Origin of the sequence: Pseudomonas neuropathica, from assembly GCF_015461835.1 — a bacterium.
GTDB classification, from domain to species: domain Bacteria; phylum Pseudomonadota; class Gammaproteobacteria; order Pseudomonadales; family Pseudomonadaceae; genus Aquipseudomonas; species Aquipseudomonas neuropathica.
In genome coordinates this window covers 261757-284814 of the sequence record NZ_JACOPX010000009.1, presented here as the reverse complement: position 1 = coordinate 284814, position 23058 = coordinate 261757, and the positions used below count along the sequence as shown (strand labels likewise).

Here is a 23058-nt window from a genome sequence, read left to right as displayed (position 1 = left end):
AGCGCTCCCCCCAGAGGGTTGAGGTGAGGGCGTTCTTGAACTTGCCGTACAAATATCGATCAGTTCCTTACAGGTTCAGCCACGGGAGATCGGAGTTTTGGGCAAGTTCAGGATCGCCATTCTGCTGGGAGCACTGCTGTTTCTCGGCGCCAGTGAAATCGACGCCGCCGCGTTGCCGGGCATCCCGGCCGCCGCCGAAGAAGCGGCCAAACCCGAGCCGATAGTGCAGGGCGGTCTGCTCGGCGCGATCAGTTCGAGCATCGACGATGTGCAGGACAAACTCGATCTCAACGAACACCTGGTCGACGCCTGGCGTCTGCGCGCCGATCGTGCCGCCGATGAAGTCGACAAACTGGTCAACCAACCGTCGAACCGCTCGGGCTGGAGCGTTGCCGGGGACTTCCTCACGCTGTCGGGCGTCTGGCTTGGCAGTTTCGCCTTATTGACCGTGCTTGGCAGCCTGTTGACCAAGCGTCTGCGCGAGGGCCGCTGGTTGCGCACTCGCCAGCGCAGTCAGGATCTGATGGGTTACTTGCTGCCGTACACCGTACCGGCGCTGATCTGCCTGCCGCTGACGCTGTACGTCAGCCATTTTCTGCAAGCTTCAGTCGGACGCGCGTTGGCGCTGTGTCTGGCCTACGCCACCAGCAGCGGCATCTTTTCCACCTCGATGTTGCTGTGCGTGGTGGTGATGTTCAACGTCGGTCATAAACGTCCGGCGGCGCGGATCATCCGCAACTACTGTCCACGACCGCTGTTCCTGATCGGTTTCCTCGCGGCTCTCAGCGACGCGCTGACCAGCCCGCAGATCGCCCGACAACTGGGCGGCAATATCACCAGCAGCGTCGCGGTGTTCACCGGGCTGATCGCCTCGATCATTTTCGGCTTGCTGGTGATTCGACTGCGCCGCCCGGTGGCGCATTTGATCCGCAATCGTTCGCTGAGCCAGCGCCTGAAACAACCGTCGTTGCAGGAGTCGCTGCGGATTTTCTCGGGACTGTGGTACTGGCCAATCGTGCTGATGGTGCTGGTCTCGGCAGTGAATCTGATCGGCATCGGTGAGGACAATCAGAAGGCCCTGCGTTGCGCGTTGTTCACCACGGTGTTGCTGATTGGCACGGTGTTCCTCAGCACGATCCTGCAGCATCTGTTCAAGTCACGAAAGGCTGAGGCAATCCAGCGCAGCAGTGCCTACAAGGAGCGGTTTCTCAGCCTGCTGCACGCTTTGCTGCGGATTGTCATCGCCATCGCGTTCATCGATATCCTCGGGCGGATCTGGGGCGTTTCGCTGCTCGATTTCGCTCAGAGCAGCACGGTTGGACGAGCCATCAGTAACGCGCTGAGCAGCATTGGCCTGATCTTCCTGGTCACGTGGTTGCTGTGGGTGGTGCTCGACACAGCGATTCAGGAAGCGTTGAAGCCGCCGCTCAGCAAACGCGCGGCGCGCCAGCCAAGTACACGGGTGAAAACCATCCTGCCGCTGCTGCGCAACGCGATCAAAATCATCCTCGTGGTGATCTGCGCAATCACCACTATGGCCAATCTGGGGATCAACGTTGCGCCACTGCTGGCCGGTGCCGGGGTGGTCGGGCTGGCCATCGGTTTCGGCTCGCAGCAACTGGTGCAGGACGTGATCACCGGGCTGTTCATCATCATCGAAGACACACTGTCGATTGGCGATTGGGTGGTGCTTGATTCCGGGCATGCCGGCACCGTCGAAGGGCTGACCATCCGCACTCTGCGTCTGCGCGACGGCAAGGGCTTTGTGCACTCGGTGCCGTTCGGCCAGATCAAGGCTGTGACCAACCAATCGCGGCAGTTTGCCTTTGCGTTTTTCTCGGTGCAGTTCACTTACGACACGGATGTGGATAAAGCCATCGAGCTGATTCGCGAGACCGGTGATTCGATCCGTGAAGACCCTTTCCTCAAGTACAACCTGCAAGGGCCGCTGGATGTGTTTGGTGTGGACAAGATGGATTTGAACGGCGTGGTACTGACGGCGCAGTTCCGCACGGTATCCGGTGGGCAGTATGCGGTGAGCCGGGCGTTCAATCAGCGCTTGAAGAAGCTTGTGGATAACAGCCCGGTGGTGCATTTCGCGCAGACTTATCCACAGCAGGTTTTGTTGCCGAAGCGGCAGCAGGAGGGGGCGGTGGTGGTGAGCGAGGTGCCGCAGGAATCGCGGACTTAACGGGGTGGATTTTGGGTGGGAATGCCGGCGCTATCGCGAGCAGGCTCACTCCTACAGGAGAACGCATTCCAAATGTAGGAGTGAGCCTGCTTGCGATGGCGCCAGACCCGCCAACCTCAATGTCTGATTAATTTGCCGCGCACCTGCTCCATGCCGATCTGATCCAGCTCCAGCCAAAACTGCTGCTTTCCGGCAATCTCCGCAGCCGCCGGCAAACCATCCCGATAGACCAACCGATTACTCACCAGCGCCGGCACTTTCGTTCCTGGCAACAACGTCCCGGCCAGGTTCAATGGATCGACCCCGCACACCGCGACCAGACTGCCGTCATGCGGCCGCCGCCGTACTTCGCGCAACAATGGAATCGCCTCGGGCAAGGCAAACTGTTCCCCCGCCAAACCACTGACAAATCGTCCACCGCGAATCTCGCCCCGTGCTTCCAGCCGATGAAACGTGCGCAGCAATTCACGCCAACTCGGCAACCAGTCCGCCTCACGCTCCAGCAAGCGCCAGAACACCACGCCATATCGGCGCAACAATGTCATCGCGACATGTTCCAGAGTTTCGCTGTTATCCACAGCCGTTCCGCGCCGCAGCAACGCCCAGCGTCCGGCATCATCCATTCCACCGACAAACGCCCCGCGCCCGCGACGACTGCTGCGCTGCTGGCGTTTGCTCGGCGGGGTGATCAAGGCGCGCAGGCCGGCGAAGCTGTCGGCGTTCACCAGGCCGGCGCCAACCAGCTCCTGCAAGGCGATTTCCAGCTCGGTGCGCAGCAGATGCGCTTCATGACTCAGCTCGTCAAAAAACAGCGCGCCGTGTTGACTCAAGGCTTCAAAGACCTTCTGGGTTTTTGGCGACAGTTCGTTCACCGGCGTCTGTTCGGCCAACGCACTCCACAAACCGACCTGACTACGTGGCAGCAGCACGATCGGCGTGCTGCGCAACGCCGTGCCGCTGACTTTCTGCCGGGCACTGAGGCGCGTCCACACCAGTTTGCCGTTGCGGCACAAATCATCCAGCCAGCTCGGTGAGTAGTCTTTGAGGCGGGCCGGAAGAATGTCGCTGTCCCACGCCGAAGCGGCCGCCGCGTAGCCTTCGAACTGGCCGACAATCGCTGGCAACACGGCGCTGCCCTGACCGCGAGTTGTGGGCGACAGATGCTGCCAGTCGAACAGAAACCGCATGAAGTCCTGCAGCGCGACCGGTTCGATTTCCCGGCGAAGGCGCTTGACCGTGTAACGATGAATGCGCGCGAGCAGATGCCGTTCGCACCATTCCTCAATGTTGACCTTGGGCGTGAACTGGCCGCGTAGCACGTAACCTTCGCGCTCCAGTTGGGCAAGGGCTTGATGGACTTCAGTGGCCTGCAACGCGAGCGGTTCGGCAATCGCGGATAACGGCAGCGGTCCGAAGGCACCGAGGCGTGCGCGGATCACTTCGACCAGCGCTTCATCGAATGTCCACGCCTCATCGAATCCCGGCAACGCCTCCGGTTCGGCTTGCAATTTGGCCTGTGGATAAAGCGCTTGCAGACACGTCAGGCGTTCGCGGGCCAGCCACAAGCCATGCTCGGCATCGATCTGTAGACGGCAGGCGCGACCACTGCTGGCCAGATTTTCCAGCCATGCACGCCAGCCTTCGTTCGTTTGCACTTCCTCATCGCTGATGCACGCCAGGCGCATCAGCGCCTCATGCATTTCATCCACTGCGTTCGGCGTCGGCCACGCCTCTTCACGCACGGCGGCAATCGCGTCCGCATCCAGCGCACCGAGGTCATCGGTCGATTGCGGATCGCTCCAGCGGCGGTTGATCACTGCTTGCGTGCGCCGTTCTTCCAGCGGTGCATCGTCGAGAAAGGTGTACGGCCGCGCACTGAGAATTTCTGCGGCGAGCGGCGATGGCGCCGGCAAGTCGCGGCTGATCAAGCGCACGTCGCCACGCTCCATGCGCCGCAGCAGATTGAGCCAGCCCTTGCTGTCCATCGCCTCGTGGAGGCAATCGTCGAGAGTTTGCTCAATCAAGGGATGTTCGGGAATCTCGCGCTCGCCGGCGAGGTTTTCCAGACAGGCGATTTGGTCGGGAAACACGCTGGCGATCAGGTCTTCGCTTTTCATCCGCTGCAACTGCGGCGCAACTTTGCGCCCACCGGTAAAACGCGGCAATGCCAGTGCCACCCCGGCATTCCAGCGCCAGCGCACGCCAAACAGCGGTGCATCGAGTACGGCTTGAATTAGGATGTGCTCGGCGTTGTTGCTGTGCAGGTAACGCCAGACGTCATCGAGTTCGAAGCTGTGGCTGGTGGACAGCGACAGGACGATCGCGTCTTCGCTGGCGGCGGCCTGCAATTCGAAGTTGAAGGTGCGGCAGAAACGCTTGCGCAGGGCCAGGCCCCAGGCGCGGTTGATGCGGCTGCCGAACGGCGAATGGATGATCAATTGCGTGCCGCCGGATTCGTCGAAAAAACGCTCCATCAGCAGCGTGTCTTGCGAGGGCAGGGCGCCGAGGGTTTGGCGGGCGCGGGCCAGGTATTCGACCAGTTGCTCGGCGCTGGCGAGGTTGAGGCCGAGGGTCTGAGCCAACCAGTCGAGTGCCGGTTGCAGATTGCCGGGGCTGGCGCTGAGCAGTTCATCGAGCTGTGCTTGCAGGCGTGCGACAGCCGATGACAATTCATCGCTGCGCCCCGGCGCTTCGCCGAGCCAGAACGGAATGGTTGGCGGCTGGCCGTGGGCATCCTCGACACGGACCTTGCCGGTTTCCACGCGCAGGATGCGATAGGAGGTGTTGCCGAGCTGAAACACGTCGCCGGCAATACTTTCCACCGCGAAGTCTTCGTTGACGCTGCCGATGTTCAGGCCTTGCGGCTCGAGCATGACGCTGTAGTCGGCGTTATCGGGAATGGTGCCGCCGCTGGTCACGGCGGTCAGTTGTGAACCGCGACGGCCACGCAAGGTGCGGCTGACGGCGTCGCGGTGCAGGTAGGCGCTACGGATGCCCTGGCGACCGTTGTAGCCTTCGGCGAGCATGCTCAGCAGGGCTTGATAGTGTTTTTCGTCGAGGTCGCGGTAGGGCGAGGCGCGGCGGAACATCGCCAGCAAGGCGTCCTCCGGCCATTCCTGACAACTGACTTCGGCGATGATCTGCTGCGCCAAAACATCCAGCGGCGCGACCGGGATGTGCAGGGTGTCGAGTTCGCCTCGGCGCACGCAATCGAGCAGGGCGGCGCATTCGATCAGATCATCGCGGGTGGTGGCGAACAAACGGCCCTTGGGCGTGCCGCCCACCTGGTGCCCGGAGCGGCCAACACGTTGCAGAAACCCGGCGATAGAGCGCGGTGAGGCAATCTGGCAGACCAGATCGACTTCGCCGATATCGATGCCCAGTTCCAGCGAGGCGGTGGCGATCAACACCTGTAGCTCGCCGCGTTTGAGCCGTTGTTCGGCGTCGAGGCGAAACTCCTTGGCCAGGCTGCCGTGGTGCGCGGCTACGGCGTGTTTGCCCAGACGTTCGCTGAGGTGCCGGCTCAGGCGTTCGGCCAGGCGCCGGGTGTTGACGAATATCAGCGTGGTGCGGTGCTCGCGCGCAAGTTCGGCGAGGCGGTCGTAGACCCGTTCCCAGACATCGTTGGCCATCACTGCCGACAACGGCACGGGCGGCACTTCGATGCCCAGATCCCGTGGCCGCGCATGGCCGATGTCGATGATTTCGCAGGGGCGCTCATGGCCGACGAGAAATTGCGCCACGGCCTCGACCGGTTTCTGCGTGGCCGACAGGCCGATGCGGGTCAGCGGATCGCCGCACAGCGCCTGCAGTCGCTCAAGACTGAGGGCCAGATGACTGCCGCGTTTGCCAGCGGCCATCGCGTGGATTTCATCGATGATCACCGTGCGCGTGGTGCCGAGCATTTTTCGTCCCGATTCCGAACCGAGCAGCACGTAGAGCGATTCCGGGGTGGTCACCAGAATGTGCGGCGCGTTCTTGCGCATGGCCGCGCGTTCTTTTTGCGGGGTGTCGCCAGTGCGCACGGCGGTGGTGATTGCCAGCCCAGGCAGATTCATCTGCCGCAGGTGTTCGGTGATCCCCGCCAATGGGTTTTGCAGGTTGATGCGGATGTCGTTGGACAGTGCTTTCAATGGCGAAACGTAGACCACCAGGGTTTCGTCGGGCAGGCCGTCGGGATCTTCAAGGCCTCGGTGGACGAGGTCGTCGAGCACGGCCAGAAAGGCAGTGAGGGTTTTGCCGGAGCCGGTGGGCGCGGCGATCAGCGTCGAACGGCGCTGGCGGATCAACGGCCATGCGCGGGCCTGGGCGGCGGTGACCGTCGCGAATGTGTTGCTGAACCAGGCGCTGACGGCGGGGTGAAAGCCTGCCAGGGCCGCGTCCGTGGGGAGGGGCAGATTCATGGCTTAAGTTATGCGGGCGTAGGGAGGAAGATGCAAGTACCGTTCGGGCCTCATCGCGAGCAGGCTCACTCCTACAGGGGAATGCATTTCAATTTGTAGGAGTGAGCCTGCTCGCGGTGGCGCCAGTCGAAGCGCTACAAATATCCGGTATGTACACTTTACGGATGACGGTTGCGCACTAAACCCGCAAAATGCAACGATTCCGACAATTATCGACGACGGTTCCACAAGAGCCGTCGCTAAAGCCATCGTTCCAATCAGACTGGGCCTGCTGACTCTATGCGAATGCGCCTTATGTTACTGGGCGGCGGAAATGCCCTTGGGCAGGCGCTGATTCGCCTCGGTGCAGAGGAAGACATCGGTTTCCTCGCCCCCCGCCCGCCCGAAAACGGCTGGGATGCAGCGAGCCTGACCCAATTGCTCGACGACACCCGTCCCGATGCATTGATCAATCTCGCCTACTATTTCGACTGGTTCCAGGCCGAAACCGTCAGCGAAAGCCGCATGGCCGGGCAGGAACGTGCGATCGAGCGTCTGGCCGAACTGTGCCAGCACCACAACATCGTCCTCGTGCAGCCCTCCAGTTATCGGGTGTTCGACGGTTCGCGTGCCACGGCGTACAGCGAAAAAGACGAACCGGTGCCACTGGGTTTGCGCGGTCAGGCGTTGTGGCGAATTGAACAAAGTGTGCGCGCCACCTGCCCGCAACACGTTTTGCTACGATTTGGCTGGTTGCTCGATGACAGCCCGGACGGCACTCTGGGGCGCTTCCTCGCCCGCGCCGAACAACCGGAAGAGCTGCTGCTGGCCGATGACCGCCGTGGCAATCCGACCCCGGTCGACGATGCCGCGCGAGTGATCATTTCGGTGCTCAAACAACTCGATTGCGCTGCGCCACTGTGGGGCACTTACCACTACGCCGGCCACGAAGCGACCACACCGCTGGCGCTGGGTCAGGCGATTCTGACCGAAGCGCGCAGCCTGCACGCCTTGGCGATCGAAGCACCAACCGCCCAGGCTCACGCCGCGCGACCGGACGCTGCCGAAGAGCCGCAACACGCGGTGCTGGCCTGCAAGAAAATTCTGCACACTTTCGGGATCAAACCGCGCGCCTGGCGCGCCGCACTCCCGGGCTTACTGGATAGGTTCTACCGTCATGGCTGAAGGGACTGTTTTAATCACCGGCGGAGCCGGATTCATCGGCTCGCACCTGACCGACGCCTTGCTTGCCAAGGGGCATTCGGTGCGCATTCTCGACGATCTGTCGACCGGCAAGCGCAGCAACCTGCCGCTGGATAACTCCAAGGTTGAGCTGATTGTCGGCGATGTCGCCGATGCGACGCTGGTGGCCAGAGCCATGCAAGGCTGCAGCGCAGTCGCTCACCTGGCGGCCGTGGCGTCGGTGCAGGCCTCGGTGGACGATCCGGTGAAAACTCACCAGAGCAACTTCATCGGCACGCTGAATGTCTGCGAAGCCATGCGTCTGGCCGGGGTCAAGCGCGTGTTGTATGCCTCCAGTGCGGCGGTGTACGGCAACAATGGCGAGGGCGAGTCGATCGATGAAGACACGCCCAAGGCTCCATTGACGCCTTATGCTTCGGACAAACTGGCGGGCGAACATTATTTTGATTTCTATCGCCGCCAGCATGCGCTGGAACCGGTGATTTTCCGCTTCTTCAATATCTTCGGCCCGCGTCAGGATCCGTCCTCGCCGTACTCCGGGGTCATCAGCATTTTCAGCGAACGTGCGCAGAAAGGCTTGCCGATTACCGTGTTCGGTGACGGTGAGCAAACGCGCGATTTCCTCTATGTCGAAGACCTGGTCGATTTGCTGGTACAGGGCATCGAAAAACCTGAGGTGGAAGTCGGTCCGGTGAACGTTGGATGGAATCAGGCGATGAGCCTCAAGCAGATGCTTGAAGCCCTGCAGGCTGTTGTCGGTGAATTGCCGCCGATCAGCTATGGCCCGGCGCGTTCAGGTGATATCCGTCACTCCCGGGCGAATAACGCTCGTTTGCTCGAACGCTTCACGCTGCCGCAGCAGACGCCGATGAGCGTGGGTTTGGCGCGGTTGCTCGGTCGTTCCTGAAAAGAGCCCCTCACCCTAACCCTCTCCCTGAGGGAGAGGGGACTGATCGAGGTGTAATTTCGAGTTACGCCGACGTGAAATACCGAGTCGAACTGAGATTTTGAAGAACACACAAATCGGCTCCCTTTCCCCCTCGCCCCCTTGGGGGAGAGGGCTGGGGTGAGGGGGATAGATCTCAACCTCACCACGCATTCCAGGCAGACATGAAAAAGGCGCCCTTTGACAGGCGCCTTTTTCACGGCCGGAATATGTCGCTAATCCTGTGGCAAGGGGATGTTATCCCCCGATCAACTGCGTACGGTCGCCGTCAGTTCTATGCCTGCTCACCACCAAGCCTCATTCACCACCACGTGAACGTTCGGTCAATCGACTTAGAACTTATAGCCCAAACCGACCATGTAGATGAACGGATCCACATCCACATTCACCCGTGCGCGAGTGCCCGGCGCAACGGCGTTGTTTTCGACGGTGGCGCGGGTGTCGATGTCGATGTAACGCACTTGGGCGTTGAGCATGATGTTGTCGGTCAGCATGTAGTCGGCACCGACCTGCCAGGCCAGACCCCAGGAGTTTTTCGCCTTGAAGTTGCTGAAACCGTTGGCACTGGCTTCGCTGCCGACGTGTTCGTCATAGATCCAGGTGTAGTTGATACCGCCACCGACATACGGCTGGAACGGCGACTTCGAATCCAGCGGGTAGTAGACGACGCTGAGGGTCGGCGGCAGATGTTTCAGGGTGCCGAGCTTGCCGTTGGCCGCTGGCAGGGCAGTGCCCTTGAGTTTGACGTCATGCTCGAATGGCGTGGCCGCGAGCAACTCGAGGCCGACGTGATCGGTGAGCATGTAGGCGAAGTTCAGACCCAATTGAGTGTCGCTGCTCATGGTCGCTTTGCCGCCCAGATTGGTGCCGCTCAACGGACCCTGATCGACCTTGACGCTGGAGCTGTCGGCCTTCGGGTTGACGGTGATCGCACCGGCGCGGATGAGGATGTCACCGGCTTCGTGGGCGTGGGCGAGCGGGGCTGCGAGCGCGAGGGCAAACAGCGAAGCGCTGAGCAAGGACTTGTTCATGGGGGCTCCGAAAGGACGTTAAAAATGTTCGATGTCCTATGGTACGAAGCCAACTGATACGGTCTTTTGACTCAGCTCAATGAAACAGTGAAGGGGCAGACTTTTGCGGAACCTTTGCCGGCCCCTTCGCGAGCAAGCTCGCTCCCACAGTGATTGAGTCGACCACAAAATTTATGGTCACCACCGAAACCTGTGGGAGCGAGCTTGCTCGCGAAGGGAGCATTGCAAACGGTACAAAACTACCGGGGATTACTCCGGCAGTTCATACACATAAATCTTGTCGGCATCCATCTGATACCCGGCATCCGCCAGTTCGCTGCTCGACGCCTTGACCTGCAACGGTCCCTCGACCCAGTACGGCTGATACAGCTCATCAAGCTTCACGCCCAACTCGCTTTTCACATGCACAATCTGGTTCGACGGCGGTGGCGGCACGTGGATGCAGGCGCCGAAATACGGCACCAGTAAAAAGTCCGTGGTGCGTCCTTCTTCATTGACTTCCAGCGGCACGATATAACCCGGCAAACGAATGTTCTGACCGTCGAGGGACTTCACCACCGGCGCGTTCGGCAGGTCCTGCTTGGCCGCTGGCGCAGACTCGGCGGACAGCGCATCGCTCATCTTCGACATGTCGTGCAGCGGGGTCATGTTCGGCACTTCCGGCGCGGCGTCCGGCGGAATCATTTCCGACCACGTCAGGTCTTTCGGCGCCGCTGCCCACACGGGCAGAGCGATCAACAACAGCAGCGCGAGTGCAGCGCGGGGCATGGTGAACATCCTCATAAACGGATCGACAGGCCATCGGCCAAGGATTGGCGATAAGCGCGCCAGGCCGGCACGCTGCCCATCAGCAGCGCGGCCGCCAGAATGCCACCGAGCAGCGTCCATTCATACTCGCTCGGCCACGCGAGCGGCAGATACAAACCGTAATTGGCCTGTACATAACCCTGCGCGGCGGCGATGCCGATGTACAACAACGCCACCCCGGCAATCACCCCGGTCAGCGCCAGTGCAAACGCCTCGAGCACCAGCAGACTCGCGATGTGCCACGGCCGCGCACCGACCGAACGTAGAATCGCCATCTCGCGGCGCCGTTCGTTAAGGCTGGTGAGAATCGCCGTGAGCATGCCGATCAACCCGGTCAACACCACAAACAACGAGACCACGAACAGCGCTTTTTCAGCGGTGCTCATCAGGCTCCACAACTCCTGCAAGGCTACACCCGGCAGAATCGCCAGCATCGGCTCGCCACGGAATTCATTGATCTCGCGTTGCAGGGCGAAGGTGGAAATCTTGCTGTTGAGGCCGAGCATGAATGCGGTGATCGCCTGCGGCGTCAGGTCCATATTGCGCGCCTGATCCGCTGTGATCCGCCCATTGCCACGCGCCGGAACACCGTTGTGCCAGTCGATGTGAATCGCCTCCATGCCGCCGAGGCTGATGTGCAATGTGCGATCGACCGGGGTGCCGGTGCGCTTGAGAATGCCGACCACGGTGAACGGTTTGTCGTCGTGCTTGACCAGACTGATCGCGGCCACGCCGTGGGCCAGCACCAGTTTGTCACCGAGCTTGTAATGCAGTGCATCGGCCACTTCCGCACCGAGCACCACTTCAAAAGGATCGGTGGCAAACGCACGACCGTCCGCCAGTTGCAGATGCTGCTGGCGACCGTACTGGTAATGCTCGAAGTAGGCTTCGGTAGTGCCCATCACCCGGTAGCCACGATGGGAGTCGCCGAGGGACATCGGGATCGCCCACTTCACTTTCGGGTTGCTGGCGAAGTGTTCGAAGCTGTCCCAGCGGATGTTGTTGGTGGCGTTGCCGATGCGGAACACCGAGTACAGCAACAAGTTCACCGAACCCGAGCGGGCGCCGACGATCAGATCGGTGCCACTGATAGTACTGGCGAAACTGGCTTTGGCCTCGGTACGCACCCGCTCAACGGCGAGCAACAGACACACCGAGAGGGCGATGGCAAAAGCCGTGAGCAAAGCGGTGAAGCGGCGGTTGGCCAGGCTGGCCATGGCCAGACGAAACAGATACATCTCAGACCTCGGCAGACGTGGCGGCGCGATTGAGTTCGGCCAGGGACAGGTGACGGTCGAACAGCGGCGCCAGGCTCTGGTCGTGGCTGACGAACAGCAGACTCGATCCGGCCTCGCGGCATTCGGCGAACAACAGGCGGATGAAGTTTTCCCGGGCGTCGTAATCCAGTGCCGAGGTCGGTTCGTCGGCGATCACCAGCTCAGGCTGACCGATCAAGGCGCGGGCTGCAGCAACCCGCTGCTGTTGGCCGATCGACAGCGAATCGGCGCGACGGCTGAGGATGCTTTCATCCTTTAAACCGAGGTGGGCGAGCAGGGTGGCGGCGGCTTGATCGACGCTGCCGTGGCGCTGTTTCGCCCGTTGCGCACGCAGCTTGGAAAAGTGACACGGCAGCTCGACGTTCTCGCGTACCGAGAGAAACGGCAGCAGGTTGAACTGCTGGAAGATGTAGCCGGTGTGGTCGACGCGGAAGGTGTCGCGAGCGCCGGCGGAGAGTTCGGTCAGCTCCTGGCCGAGCAGACGGATGCTGCCGCGACCGGGCTTCTGCACGCCGCCGAGCAGGCCGAGCAGGGTGGTCTTGCCGCTGCCGCTGGGGCCCTTGAGGAACAGGGTTTCGCCGGCTTCCAGACGAAACGCCGGAATGTCCAGCAGCGGCGGATGACCGGGCCAGTTGAAGCCCAGGTCGGACAGTTCGATGAGTGCTTGGGTCATGGCACCAGTTTCATGAGGTGAACACATTTCCCCCTGTAGGAGCTGCCGAAGGCTGCGATCTTTTGATCTTGGTTTTTTACAATCAAAAGATCGCAGCCTCGTTTCACTCGACAGCTCCTACAGGGGATTTACGGTGTGATCAGAATTTCAGCGCGGCAGCCTTGGCCGTCACTTCGGTACCTTGCTGGCCGCTGGCGCTGATCAGTTGTACCTGAATTTTCTGCGTTGCCGGGAAGGTATTGAAGACATTAGCCAGGTCCAGGGTCTTCAAAGCACCCGGTGTGGCGCAGTTGAATTGGTAATGCGCGTGGATTTCGCTGTGGTCGTGGTGATGCTCGTGACCGTCCTTGTCCGCTTCATCGTCGTCGTGATCGTCGGCATCCGGTTTGTCGCCGAACAATGGACTTTCCAGTTCCTGACTGACCACTTTGCAACCGGCAGCAGTGGGCAGGCTGAACAGGGTCAGCGGCTTTTCCAGTTGCGCACGGGCAGCGGCAACTTTGGCCTTGTCGGCGTCCGTGGTCGCAACGTGTTCGAAACCAACGAGGTTCATCGCCGGGCTTTCCAGCTCCAGCTCAAGGGTCTGGCCATCGAGCGCGGCATTCAGACGGCCAACACCATGTTCATGCGCACCGAGGCTGCCGTGTTCATGGTCGTGATCGTGCTCATCGGCAGCATGGGCGATGGCCAGCGGCAACAGGGCAAACGGCAAAGCGAGCAGCAGACGACGCATGACGGTCTCCGGGAAGTAAAGTGAAGAGTTTGTTATGTAATCTTATAACGAAAGTGCGCAGAGTTTGCCCGTGCGCTTGGCGTTGCACAAGTCCCGTGGGAGCATGCACGTCAGAAAAGTGCGGGAGCGAACTCAATGTTGCGGATACGCGGAACTGTCGGCGACGTGCCGGTGGATTTGACGGTGGAGCTGGATGACGGGGACTGGGCGAAGCTCGGTTCGGCACTGAATGGGCAGGCGCCGGTTGCTCAATCTGAGGCGGTCGCGTCCGCCCCGGCGGCGAAACCGCTGAATCAGGACGATGCGTTGTGGCAGGTGGCCAAGGATCTGTTGCGCAAGGCCGGGCAGCTCAGCGGTCCGGATCTGCTTGATCAACTGGAAGGGCTGACCGGCAGCGCGGCGGCAGGCAAACGCTTGCTGGTGCGCCTGCGCCACAGTGCGGACGTGAAAGTGGTGAGCGGCGGGGATACGCCGCTCTACAGCTGGATCGAGTGAACCGCAAAAGATCGCAGCCAGCGCATCTCCTGCAAGGGTGTACACGATCCCAATGTAGGAGCTGCCGCAGGCTGCGATCTTTTGATCTTAATAAAGCGCAGCAAACATCTTGCGGCGGTACATCGTCACCAACGGATGATCATTGCCCAGCAGCTCGAACACTTGCAGTAAGGTCTTGTGCGGCAGACCTTCGCCATAGTTGCGGTTGCGGACGAACAGCTTGAGCAAAGCATCCAGCGCCGCTTCGTACTGCTGACGCGCCAGTTGCTGGATCGCCAGTTGATACGCCGCCTCATCGTCCTGCGGATCTTTCGCCAGGCGTGCTTTCAGGTCGGCAGCATCCGGCAAGTCACGCGCCAGACCGAGGAACTTGATCTGCGCCTTGGCCCCGGCCAGTGCAGCCTTGTGCTCGTCGCTCTTGACCGCATCCAGTACGGTTTGCGCTTCGTCCAGTTCGCCGCGCTCAGTCAGGCAACGCGCGTAGAGGATCAGTGCCTTGGCGTTTGTGTTGTCTTCAGTGAGCATCACCACCAGCGCTGCCTCGGCATCGGCGTAACGGCCGTCATCAAACAACGCCTGAGCCTGTTCGAACGGATCGGCTGCGGCCGGTGGTGGCATCTGCACGTGCGGCTCAAGCAGGGCGCGCACGGCGGATTCCGGTTGTGCACCGGCAAAGCCGTCGACCGGTTGACCGTCCTTGAACAGCACCACGGTCGGCAGGCTGCGAATACCGAAGCGGGCGACGATGTCCTGCTCGATGTCGCAGTTGACCTTGGCCAGCAGCAATTCACCCTGATAGCTTTCGGCAATGCCCTGCAGCATCGGCATCAACGCCTTGCATGGCGCACACCATTCGGCCCAGAAATCCACCAGCACCGGTTTGTTGAAAGAGGCCTCGATCACCGACTGGTCGAAATCGGCCGTCGTGGCGTCGAAAATGTATGGCGTTTGCTCACTCATGGGGAATCTCGTCAAAGCGTTAATGAACGCACTATAAGCGGTGGCGCAAAAGATCGCAGCCTTCGGCAGCTCCTACAGGTTCAGCGTCCGCCCGCAATATGGACGACAAAGCCGATCACTGTAGGAGCTGCCGAAGGCTGCGATCTTTTAACGATTCCAATCACGCCGCGCGTGGTACAGGCTGACATGCCGAAATTCCTCAGGCTCCGCCAGATCCGGCAAGGTCAACGCCTCAAGCATTTCAATGCGCTCATACAATGGATGCCTAAAATCCCGAACCCGCGAATCCGCCACCAACGCCTCTCGCCCACGGCTCAAAAACGCATCGAGCAACGGCAGATTCGCCCGGTCATACAACACATCCGCCACCAGAATCAGATCAAACCGATCCGCTTCGGCAAAGAAATCCGTCGAATAACTCATCTGCACATCATTCAGCTCGGCATTCGCCCGACACGCGGAAATCGCCAGCGGATCGAGATCGCACGCCACCACCTCCAGCGCCCCGGCCTTCACCGCCGCGATCCCGGCAATCCCGGAACCAGCGCCGAAATCCAGCACACGCTTGCCGCGCACCCACTCGGGAAATTCCGCCAGATAACGCGCCACCGCCAGACCGCTGGCCCAGCAGAAACCCCAATACGGTGGCTCATGCAGGATTCGCTGAATTTCTTCCTGGCTGAATTCGCGACCCATGTTGTCGCCATCGATCAGCCATAGCTGCAAATCAGTGTCGGGCAGCGCACAGACCTTGAGTCTGGCGTCGCCGAGCAATTCACCTAACGCCTGTTGCAGGTCGAGCGGTGCATTCATGGTGCTTTGACAAATTGCAGTTGGCCCAGCGCCTGGGTGGTCGGCTGGCTGATGGTTTGCGACGGCAGATGCAGAATCAACTGGCCAGACTGGCTGGCGCGACCGCGCAGCTCAACCCGCGCGCCGGCCGGGAACGCGTCCGGGTTGAAGCGCAGGCGGAACGGCAGGATCTGGTTGTTGCCGATCAGGCTGGAACTGGCGAGCAATTGTTGCGGGCGATCCTTTTCGTCGATCACCAGCAGCGCCAGTTCGACTTCGGCACCGGCCGGAACGCCTTGCAGGGTGCCGCTCAATTCCCGTTGATAAGCCGGCAGCGGGCCAAGTTCGGCAGCCTCTTTGGCTTTTTTCTGCGCTTGCTGCGGCGCAGGTCCCGGTGTTGGCGGCTGGGGCTTGGGTGCATCGCTGCCACAGGCCACCAGCAGGCTGAAAAGACTGAGCAAAACGAGCGGACGTAACGGCATTGGATGCTCCAGCAAAATGAAATCCATGGATCAAACGATCATGCCGTTCTGTATACCGCAAAGCCTATGGCTTGTCTTGCCACCGGGATGCGCTACCATGGCCCTCCCTTTTTTTGTTGCCAGCCACCATGCACTGTCCCTTCTGCGGTGCCAACGACACCAAGGTCATCGACTCGCGTCTGGTCGCCGAGGGCGAACAGGTGCGCCGCCGGCGTGAATGCCTGGCCTGCGGCGAGCGTTTCACGACGTTCGAGACGGCCGAACTGGTGTTACCGCGCCTGATCAAAACCGACGGCAGCCGCCAACCGTTCGACGAAGAAAAACTCCGCGCCGGGATGCAACGCGCCCTGGAGAAACGTCCGGTGAGCGTCGAGCGCCTCGAATCCTCCCTTGTTCACATCAAGCACAAGCTGCGCGCCACCGGCGAGCGCGAGGTCAAATCCCTCGTGGTCGGCGAACTGGTGATGGCTGAGTTGCAAAAGCTTGATGAAGTCGCCTACATCCGCTTCGCCTCGGTGTACAAACGCTTCCAGGACCTTAACGAGTTCCGTGAAGAAATCGACCGCCTCGCCCGCGAACCGGTGAAAGAATGACCGGCGCCGGCGAGCAGGCCATCCTCGACGCTCACTTCATGGCTCGCGCGCTGGAACTGGCGCGCAAAGGTCATTACACCACCCATCCCAATCCTCGGGTCGGCTGCGTTGTGGTGCGTGATGGGCAGATCGTCGGCGAAGGCTGGCATGAGCGTGCCGGCGAACCGCACGCCGAAGTCCACGCCCTGCGCGCCGCCGGTGAATTGGCCCGGGGCGCGACCGCTTATGTGACGCTGGAACCGTGCAGCCACCATGGCCGCACGCCGCCGTGTGCCGAAGCACTGGTGAATGCCGGGGTTGCCCGGGTGGTGGCAGCGATGCGCGATCCGAACCCGCAAGTCGCCGGACGTGGTCTGCAGCGCCTGGCCGATGCCGGCATTGCTACCGAAAGTGGCGTGCTCGAAGCCGAGGCGCGCCAACTCAATCAAGGTTTTCTGAAACGCATGGAGCACGGCTTGCCGTTCGTGCGGGTCAAGTTGGCCATGAGTCTCGATGGTCGGACAGCCATGGAAAGCGGCGAGAGCCAGTGGATCACCGGTCCCGCCGCACGTTCGGCCGTTCAGCGTTTGCGCGCTCAGGCCGCCGTGGTGCTGACCGGCGCCGACACCGTGCTGGCCGATGGCGCGCGTTTGACTGTGCGTGCCGACGAGTTGGGTCTGGATGCCGAGCAAACCGCGCTGGCCATGAGCCGACCGCCGCTGCGCGTACTGATCGACGGTCGCTTGCGCGTGCCACTGGATGCGCCGTTCTTCAAGGCTGGCCCGGCATTGGTCGCCACCTGTGTTGCGATCGAAGAGCAATACGCGCATGGCCCCGAGTGCCTGATCGTGCCGGGTGATGACGGTCAGGTCGATCTGCATCAATTGCTGATCGAACTGGCCAAGCGAGGCGCCAACGAAGTGCTGGTCGAGGCTGGCCCACGCTTGGCCGGTGCCTTTGCTCAACTCGGTCTGGTCGACGAATTCGTGATCTTCATCGCCGGCAAGTTCCTCGGTTCTTCGGCGCGTCCGCTGCTGGACTGGCCGCTGGCTTATATGAAGGATGCGCCGGAGCTGAAAATCACTGAAATTCGCGCGGTGGGCGATGACTGGCGAGTCACTGCCATCCCTGTCCTTTCGGCGAGCGTATAATTCCCGGCCATCGCGTTAGCGCTGGCCCAGTTCTCAAGGAGAACCCCATGTTTACAGGCATCATCGAATCCATCGGCAGTATCCGCGCATTGACCCCAAAGGGCGGTGATGTGCGGGTCCACGTCGCCACCGGCAAGCTCGACCTGAGCGACGTCAAACTCGGCGACAGCATCGCGGTCAACGGCGTCTGCCTGACCGCTGTTGAGCTGCCGGGCGACGGCTTTGCCGCCGACGTCAGCCGTGAAACCCTCGACTGCACCGCCATGAACGACCTGAAAAGCGGCAGCCCGGTCAATCTGGAAAAAGCCCTGACCCCGACCACCCGTCTCGGCGGGCACCTGGTCAGCGGCCACGTCGACGGTGTCGGCGAAATCGTCTCGCGCAGCGACAATGCCCGCGCCGTGGAATTTCGCATTCGCGCGCCGAAGGAACTGGCCAAGTACATCGCCCATAAAGGCTCGATCACTGTCGACGGCACCAGCCTGACCGTGAACGAAGTCGATGGCGCCGAGTTCATGCTGACGATCATTCCGCACACCCTGAGTGAAACCATCATGGCGTCGTACAAGCCAGGTCGCCGGGTGAATCTGGAAGTTGACTTGCTGGCGCGGTATCTGGAGCGTCTGCTCCTCGGCGACAAGGCCGCAGAGCCGAGCGCTGGTGGCATCACCGAAAGCTTTCTGGCCGCCAACGGCTACCTCAAATCCTGACTGAAGGGGGTGCCTTGTGGCGCTCAATAGCATCGAAGAACTGGTTGAAGACATCCGCCAAGGCAAGATGGTCATCCTCATGGATGACGAAGACCGTGAGAACGAAGGCGACTTGATCATGGCCGCCGAATGCTGCCAGGCCGAGCACATCAACTTCATGGCCAAGCACGCCCGTGGTCTGATCTGCATGCCGATGAGCCGCGAGCGCTGCGAACTGTTGAAGCTGCCGCTGATGGCGCCGCGCAACGGTTCCGGTTTCGGCACCAAGTTCACCGTGTCGATCGAAGCCGCCGAAGGCGTAACCACTGGCATTTCCGCCGCCGACCGTGCGCGCACCGTGCAAGCGGCGGCCGCCAAAGACGCCAAGGCTGAAGACATCGTCAGCCCGGGCCACATTTTCCCGCTGATGGCCCAGGCCGGCGGCACCCTCGCTCGTGCCGGCCACACCGAAGCGGCTTGCGACCTCGCGCGCATGGCCGGTTTCGAGCCAAGTGGCGTGATCTGCGAAGTGATGAACGACGACGGCACCATGTCCCGTCGCGCTGAACTGGAAGCGTTTGCCGCCGAGCACAACATCAAGATCGGCACCATTGCCGACCTGATTCATTACCGGATGATCCACGAACGTACCGTTCAGCGGATTGCCGAGCAGCCACTGGACAGCGAACTGGGCCAATTCAACCTGGTGACCTATCGTGATTCGGTGGAAGGCGATGTGCACATGGCCCTCACGCTGGGCACCGTTTGCGCTGAAGAACCAACACTGGTTCGCGTGCACAACATGGACCCGCTGCGCGACCTGTTGATGGTCAAGCAGCCGGGCCGCTGGAGCCTGCGCGCCGCCATGGCTGCGGTTGCCGAGGCGGGCAGCGGTGTGGTGCTGTTGCTCGGTCACCCGCTCGATGGCGATGTGTTGCTGGCGCATATCCGTGAAACCGGCGATCAGGCAGCGCCGAAAAAACCGACCACTTACAGCATCGTCGGTGCCGGTTCGCAGATCCTGCGGGACCTCGGTGTACGCAAAATGCGCTTGATGTCTGCGCCAATGAAATTTAATGCGATATCCGGTTTCGATCTGGAAGTTGTAGAATACGTGCCCTCCGAATAATGACCGGTTGTTTCCGGTCTCCGATTCGCGGCAAATAAATCACTGAGGGACGCGTAGCAGACGCGTCCCGGCTCTTTAAGAGAACTGACGAATGACCCTGAAGACCATCGAAGGTACCTTCATCGCCCCTAAAGGCCGCTACGCTTTGGTAGTGGGCCGCTTCAACAGCTTCGTCGTTGAAAGCCTGGTCAGCGGTGCAGTTGATGCCCTGGTTCGCCACGGCGTGAGCGAAAGCGACATCACCATCATCCGCGCACCTGGCGCCTTCGAAATCCCGCTGGTTGCGCAGAAAGTCGCCCAGAAAGGTGAATTCGCAGCCATCATCGCCCTCGGCGCGGTCATTCGTGGCGGTACTCCGCACTTCGAATACGTGGCAGGCGAGTGCACCAAGGGCCTGGCCCAGGTGTCCATGGAGTTCGGCGTCCCGGTTGCCTTCGGCGTCCTGACCGTTGATTCCATCGAGCAAGCCATCGAACGTTCCGGCACCAAGGCCGGTAACAAAGGTGCCGAAGCTGCCCTGTCCGCTCTGGAAATGGTCAGCCTGCTGGCACAGTTGGAGGCCAAGTGATTAGCGACGAAAGCGATCGTTTCAACCCGCGCGATCCGAAACCTGCGGATGCCGGCAAGCCCTCGAAAAGCGTCAAGCGTCGCGAAGCCCGTCAGCTCGCGACTCAAGCGCTGTACCAGTGGCACATGGCCAAGCAATCGCTGAACGAGATCGAAGCGCAGTTTCGCGTTGATAACGATTTCACCGATGTCGACGGTGCCTACTTCCGCGAAATCCTCCACGGGGTTCCGCAGTTCAAGACCGAGATCGACACCGCGCTGACGCCTTGCCTGGATCTGGCGATCGAAGAGCTGGACCCGGTTGAACTGGCCGTGCTGCGCCTGTCGACCTGGGAACTGCTCAAGCGCGTCGACGTGCCGTACCGCGTGGTGATCAACGAAGGTATCGAGTTGGCGAAAGTCTTCGGTTCGACCGACGGCCACAAGTTCGTCAACGGCGTGCTCGACAAGCTGGCCCCGCGCCTGCGTGAAGCTGAAGTGAAGGCGTTCAAGCGCTGATCGGCGCTTGAACACTTTGTCTCAGCCATGGGCGAGTTTGAGCTGATCCGCAATTTCTTCGCCGCCGCGCCTTGTGCGCAGGGCGGCGAAGGCGTTGCGCTGGGGATCGGCGACGACTGCGCCTTGCTCGCTGTTCCTTCCGGGGAGCAGTTGGCGATTTCTACCGATACGCTGGTGGCCGGTGTGCATTTCGCCGACCCCTGCGATCCGTTTCTGCTCGGTCAGCGCTCGCTGGCCGTTGCGGTCAGCGATCTGGCCGCCATGGGCGCCACGCCCGTTGCCTTTACCCTTGCCCTGACTGTGCCGACGGTGACTGCTGATTGGCTGCAAGCCTATGCCCACGGTTTGAACCGTATGGCGCAGAGCTGCGGCGTTGCGCTGGTCGGCGGCGATACCACGCGCGGGCCGTTGAGTCTGACGGTAACCGTGTTTGGTCGCGTGCCTACTGGTCAGGCATTGACCCGTAGCGGTGCGCAGCCGGGCGATTTGCTCTGTGTCGGCGGTGAGCTGGGCAATGCGGCCGGCGCCTTGCCGCTGGTGCTCGGTCAGCGTGACGCTGAAGCGCATATTACCCAACCGCTGCTCGATCATTACTGGTCGCCACAACCGCAACTCGCCCTCGGCCAGGCCCTGCGTGGCAAAGCCACGTCGGCACTGGATATCTCCGATGGCTTGCTCGCCGACTGCGGCCATATTGCGCTGGCATCAAAGGTCCGACTTGAGATTGAACGCGAGTGCGTACCGCTGTCGGATGCATTAGTGGCGTTTCTCGGTCAGCGCGGCGCCGAGCGTGCTGCGCTGAGCGGTGGCGATGATTACGTGCTGGCGTTTACCCTGCCGTCCGTCGAATTGCCGGCGCTGCTGGCCAACGGTTGGCCGATCCATGTAATCGGTCGTGTGGCAGAAGGTCAGGGCGTGGTCCTGCTGGATCGCGAAGGTCACGACATCACCCCGCAAATCCGGGGTTATCAACATTTTCAGGAGACACCGTGACAGATCACCCGAAACAGGTTCCGGCCGAATTCGTTCCGCCGTCGGTCTGGCGCAATCCCTGGCATTTTCTCGCGTTCGGCTTTGGTTCCGGCACCCTGCCGAAAGCCCCGGGCACGTGGGGTTCGTTAGTTGCGCTACCCTTTATCCCGTTGTGGCAGATGTTGCCCGACTGGGGTTACTGGCTGATGCTCGGGATCACCATGCTGTTCGGCTTCTGGCTGTGCGGCAAAGTCGCTGACGATCTGCGGGTACACGACCACGAAGGCATCGTCTGGGACGAAATGGTCGGGATGTGGATCACCCTGTGGCTGGTACCGGAAGGCTGGTACTGGTTGCTCGCGGGTTTCCTCGTATTCCGTTTCTTCGACATTCTCAAGCCATGGCCGATCCGCTGGATCGACCGGCACGTGCATGGCGGCGTCGGCATCATGCTCGACGACGTGTTGGCCGGCGTGTTCGCCTGGCTGGCCATGCAGGGACTGGTGTGGATTTTCGCCTGAGTCCAAGGGATATCAGGGTCAAGTGAGGGGACTAGGGATGGCTCGACGCTGGTTGGCGCTAGTGGTTTTGGCTTTACTGAGCACCGTGGCCGGTGCGCAGGAAGCTGCGCCGACGCCGGCAGTCATCCATCTGGCCAGCGAAGACTGGGAAGACTACACCGCCGCTGACGGCCATGGCCTGGGCTGGGACGTGCTGCGCAAAGTGTTCGAACCGGCCGGGGTCAAGCTCGATATCCGCAGCGTGCCATACACCCGCTCGGTCGGGCTGGTGCAGTTGAAGGAAGTCGACGCGCTGGTCGGCTCCTACCGCGACGAGGCCGAGCAGGTCTTGTACCCACACTGGAACTTCGATTCCGACCATATTTACGCATTGGGCCTGGCGAGTAATCCGGCGCCTACCGAAGCGACGCTGGGCAAGTATCGCCTGGCCTGGGTGCGCGGTTATCGCTACGAAAACTACCTGCCGAATATCAAGCGTTACAACCAGATCGAGCGGCGTAGCGGGATTCTGTCGATGCTCAAGCAGGGGCGGGCGGATTACTACATCGATGCGCTGACCGAGATTGAAGCCGTGGTGAAATCCGCAGCCGATCCGGCGCAGTATCGCTATTCACACCTGGCCGAGCTGCCGCTGTTTCTCGGCTTTGCCGACACGCCACAGGCGCGAGCGCTGATGGCGCTGTATGACCAGCGTATGGAGCAGTTGGTGAAGAGCGGCGAGTTGAAGCCGATCTTCGAGAAGTGGCAGCAGCCGTATCCGTTCGGCTCGAACTGAAGGTCTGCACAAATCCCCTGTAGGAGTGAGCCTGCTCGCGATAACGGTGTGTCAGCCACATCAATGTTTGAATCGGACCGCAATCGCGAGCAGGCTCACTCCTACCAGTGGATCGCGGCTCCCGTGGGATTGTTATCAAACTTTTTGATCGTTATGCCCGATAATTCAGCCTAAGCGCCGGTAGGAACCTGCTGTTACAATGCCGGCCTGCG

The 23058-nt window shown here is 61.2% G+C and carries 22 protein-coding genes; 13 read left to right on the top strand and 9 right to left on the bottom strand.

Features of this window, described 5'->3' with window-relative positions; translation table 11 throughout:
• Positions 1-97 precede the first annotated feature (97 nt).
• Entirely contained in the window at positions 98-2191 is a 2094-nt protein-coding gene (locus H8F23_RS15555; protein ID WP_194934942.1) for a mechanosensitive ion channel family protein, read from the top strand.
• A gap of 116 nt (positions 2192-2307) precedes the next feature.
• On the opposite strand, the gene H8F23_RS15550 is transcribed toward H8F23_RS15555, so the two are convergent.
• Positions 2308-6594, bottom strand: a complete 4287-nt coding sequence (locus H8F23_RS15550; protein WP_194934941.1) for a DEAD/DEAH box helicase — start codon at positions 6592-6594, stop codon at positions 2308-2310.
• Positions 6595-6873: 279 nt separating this feature from the next.
• Here H8F23_RS15550 and H8F23_RS15545 point away from each other — a divergent pair, with 279 nt between their 5' ends.
• Together H8F23_RS15545 and H8F23_RS15540 are read left to right on the top strand one after the other, a co-directional pair.
• Entirely contained in the window at positions 6874-7758 is an 885-nt protein-coding gene (locus H8F23_RS15545) for a sugar nucleotide-binding protein (protein WP_049802170.1), read from the top strand.
• Positions 7751-8683 carry an NAD-dependent epimerase/dehydratase family protein gene (locus H8F23_RS15540; RefSeq protein WP_194934940.1) on the top strand — a complete coding sequence of 311 codons (933 nt, stop codon included), beginning with the start codon at positions 7751-7753 and terminating at the stop codon, positions 8681-8683. Before H8F23_RS15545 ends, H8F23_RS15540 begins: the two co-directional genes overlap by 8 nt.
• Before the next feature lie 371 nt (positions 8684-9054).
• Here H8F23_RS15540 and H8F23_RS15535 read toward each other — a convergent pair whose 3' ends face one another.
• The 5 genes from H8F23_RS15535 to H8F23_RS15515 form a co-directional block, all read right to left on the bottom strand.
• Entirely contained in the window at positions 9055-9753 is a 699-nt protein-coding gene (locus H8F23_RS15535) for an OmpW/AlkL family protein (RefSeq protein ID WP_007910962.1), read from the bottom strand.
• A gap of 249 nt (positions 9754-10002) precedes the next feature.
• The gene (locus tag H8F23_RS15530; protein WP_093434953.1) at positions 10003-10521 is read right to left on the bottom strand and encodes a DUF3299 domain-containing protein; all 519 of its coding nucleotides are present in this window, start codon (positions 10519-10521) and stop codon (positions 10003-10005) included.
• 11 nt (positions 10522-10532) lie between these two features.
• On the bottom strand, positions 10533-11798 hold the full coding sequence (locus tag H8F23_RS15525) for an ABC transporter permease (protein ID WP_093434459.1): 1266 nt from the start codon (positions 11796-11798) through the stop codon (positions 10533-10535).
• A 1-nt stretch (position 11799) separates the two neighbouring features.
• Positions 11800-12510, bottom strand: a complete 711-nt coding sequence (locus tag H8F23_RS15520) for an ABC transporter ATP-binding protein (protein ID WP_016984101.1) — start codon at positions 12508-12510, stop codon at positions 11800-11802.
• A gap of 139 nt (positions 12511-12649) precedes the next feature.
• Complete coding sequence (locus H8F23_RS15515; protein WP_116255926.1) at positions 12650-13243, bottom strand: DUF2796 domain-containing protein; 594 nt, start codon at positions 13241-13243, stop codon at positions 12650-12652.
• Positions 13244-13378: 135 nt separating this feature from the next.
• On the opposite strand from H8F23_RS15515, the gene H8F23_RS15510 reads away from it, so the two are divergent.
• Positions 13379-13738: a hypothetical protein gene (locus tag H8F23_RS15510; RefSeq protein WP_194934939.1), complete on the top strand. Its 360-nt coding sequence runs from the start codon at positions 13379-13381 to the stop codon at positions 13736-13738.
• Between the two features lie 87 nt (positions 13739-13825).
• Here H8F23_RS15510 and trxA read toward each other — a convergent pair whose 3' ends face one another.
• From trxA to H8F23_RS15495, 3 genes are all read right to left on the bottom strand, one after another.
• The gene (gene trxA / locus H8F23_RS15505) at positions 13826-14698 is read right to left on the bottom strand and encodes a thioredoxin (protein ID WP_194934938.1); all 873 of its coding nucleotides are present in this window, start codon (positions 14696-14698) and stop codon (positions 13826-13828) included.
• Between the two features lie 147 nt (positions 14699-14845).
• Positions 14846-15511: a class I SAM-dependent methyltransferase gene (locus H8F23_RS15500; RefSeq protein WP_194934937.1), complete on the bottom strand. Its 666-nt coding sequence runs from the start codon at positions 15509-15511 to the stop codon at positions 14846-14848.
• Entirely contained in the window at positions 15508-15972 is a 465-nt protein-coding gene (locus H8F23_RS15495; protein WP_053124259.1) for a YbaY family lipoprotein, read from the bottom strand. The genes H8F23_RS15500 and H8F23_RS15495 overlap by 4 nt, the downstream gene beginning before the upstream one ends.
• 128 nt (positions 15973-16100) lie before the next feature.
• Here H8F23_RS15495 and nrdR point away from each other — a divergent pair, with 128 nt between their 5' ends.
• The 9 genes from nrdR to H8F23_RS15450 all read left to right on the top strand — a co-directional run bounded on the left by nrdR (position 16101) and on the right by H8F23_RS15450 (position 22846).
• The gene (gene nrdR / locus H8F23_RS15490; protein ID WP_007910946.1) at positions 16101-16565 is read left to right on the top strand and encodes a transcriptional regulator NrdR; all 465 of its coding nucleotides are present in this window, start codon (positions 16101-16103) and stop codon (positions 16563-16565) included.
• A complete protein-coding gene (gene ribD / locus H8F23_RS15485) occupies positions 16562-17695 on the top strand; it encodes a bifunctional diaminohydroxyphosphoribosylaminopyrimidine deaminase/5-amino-6-(5-phosphoribosylamino)uracil reductase RibD (RefSeq protein ID WP_194934936.1) in 1134 nt (377 codons plus the stop codon). The genes nrdR and ribD overlap by 4 nt, the downstream gene beginning before the upstream one ends.
• 47 nt (positions 17696-17742) lie before the next feature.
• A complete protein-coding gene (locus H8F23_RS15480) occupies positions 17743-18405 on the top strand; it encodes a riboflavin synthase (RefSeq protein ID WP_150694725.1) in 663 nt (220 codons plus the stop codon).
• 16 nt (positions 18406-18421) lie between these two features.
• Positions 18422-19513, top strand: coding sequence for a bifunctional 3,4-dihydroxy-2-butanone-4-phosphate synthase/GTP cyclohydrolase II (gene ribBA / locus H8F23_RS15475; protein WP_034153727.1), 1092 nt, complete (start codon positions 18422-18424; stop codon positions 19511-19513).
• 91 nt (positions 19514-19604) lie between these two features.
• A complete protein-coding gene (ribH, locus tag H8F23_RS15470) occupies positions 19605-20081 on the top strand; it encodes a 6,7-dimethyl-8-ribityllumazine synthase (protein ID WP_003228649.1) in 477 nt (158 codons plus the stop codon).
• Positions 20078-20578, top strand: a complete 501-nt coding sequence (gene nusB / locus H8F23_RS15465; protein ID WP_039761889.1) for a transcription antitermination factor NusB — start codon at positions 20078-20080, stop codon at positions 20576-20578. Before ribH ends, nusB begins: the two co-directional genes overlap by 4 nt.
• Positions 20579-20605: 27 nt before the next feature.
• On the top strand, positions 20606-21571 hold the full coding sequence (gene thiL, locus H8F23_RS15460) for a thiamine-phosphate kinase (protein WP_194934935.1): 966 nt from the start codon (positions 20606-20608) through the stop codon (positions 21569-21571).
• Positions 21568-22071 carry a phosphatidylglycerophosphatase A family protein gene (locus tag H8F23_RS15455; RefSeq protein WP_007910933.1) on the top strand — a complete coding sequence of 168 codons (504 nt, stop codon included), beginning with the start codon at positions 21568-21570 and terminating at the stop codon, positions 22069-22071. Before thiL ends, H8F23_RS15455 begins: the two co-directional genes overlap by 4 nt.
• Before the next feature lie 37 nt (positions 22072-22108).
• Entirely contained in the window at positions 22109-22846 is a 738-nt protein-coding gene (locus H8F23_RS15450; RefSeq protein WP_194934934.1) for a substrate-binding periplasmic protein, read from the top strand.
• The last annotated feature ends 212 nt before the right edge of the window (positions 22847-23058 follow it).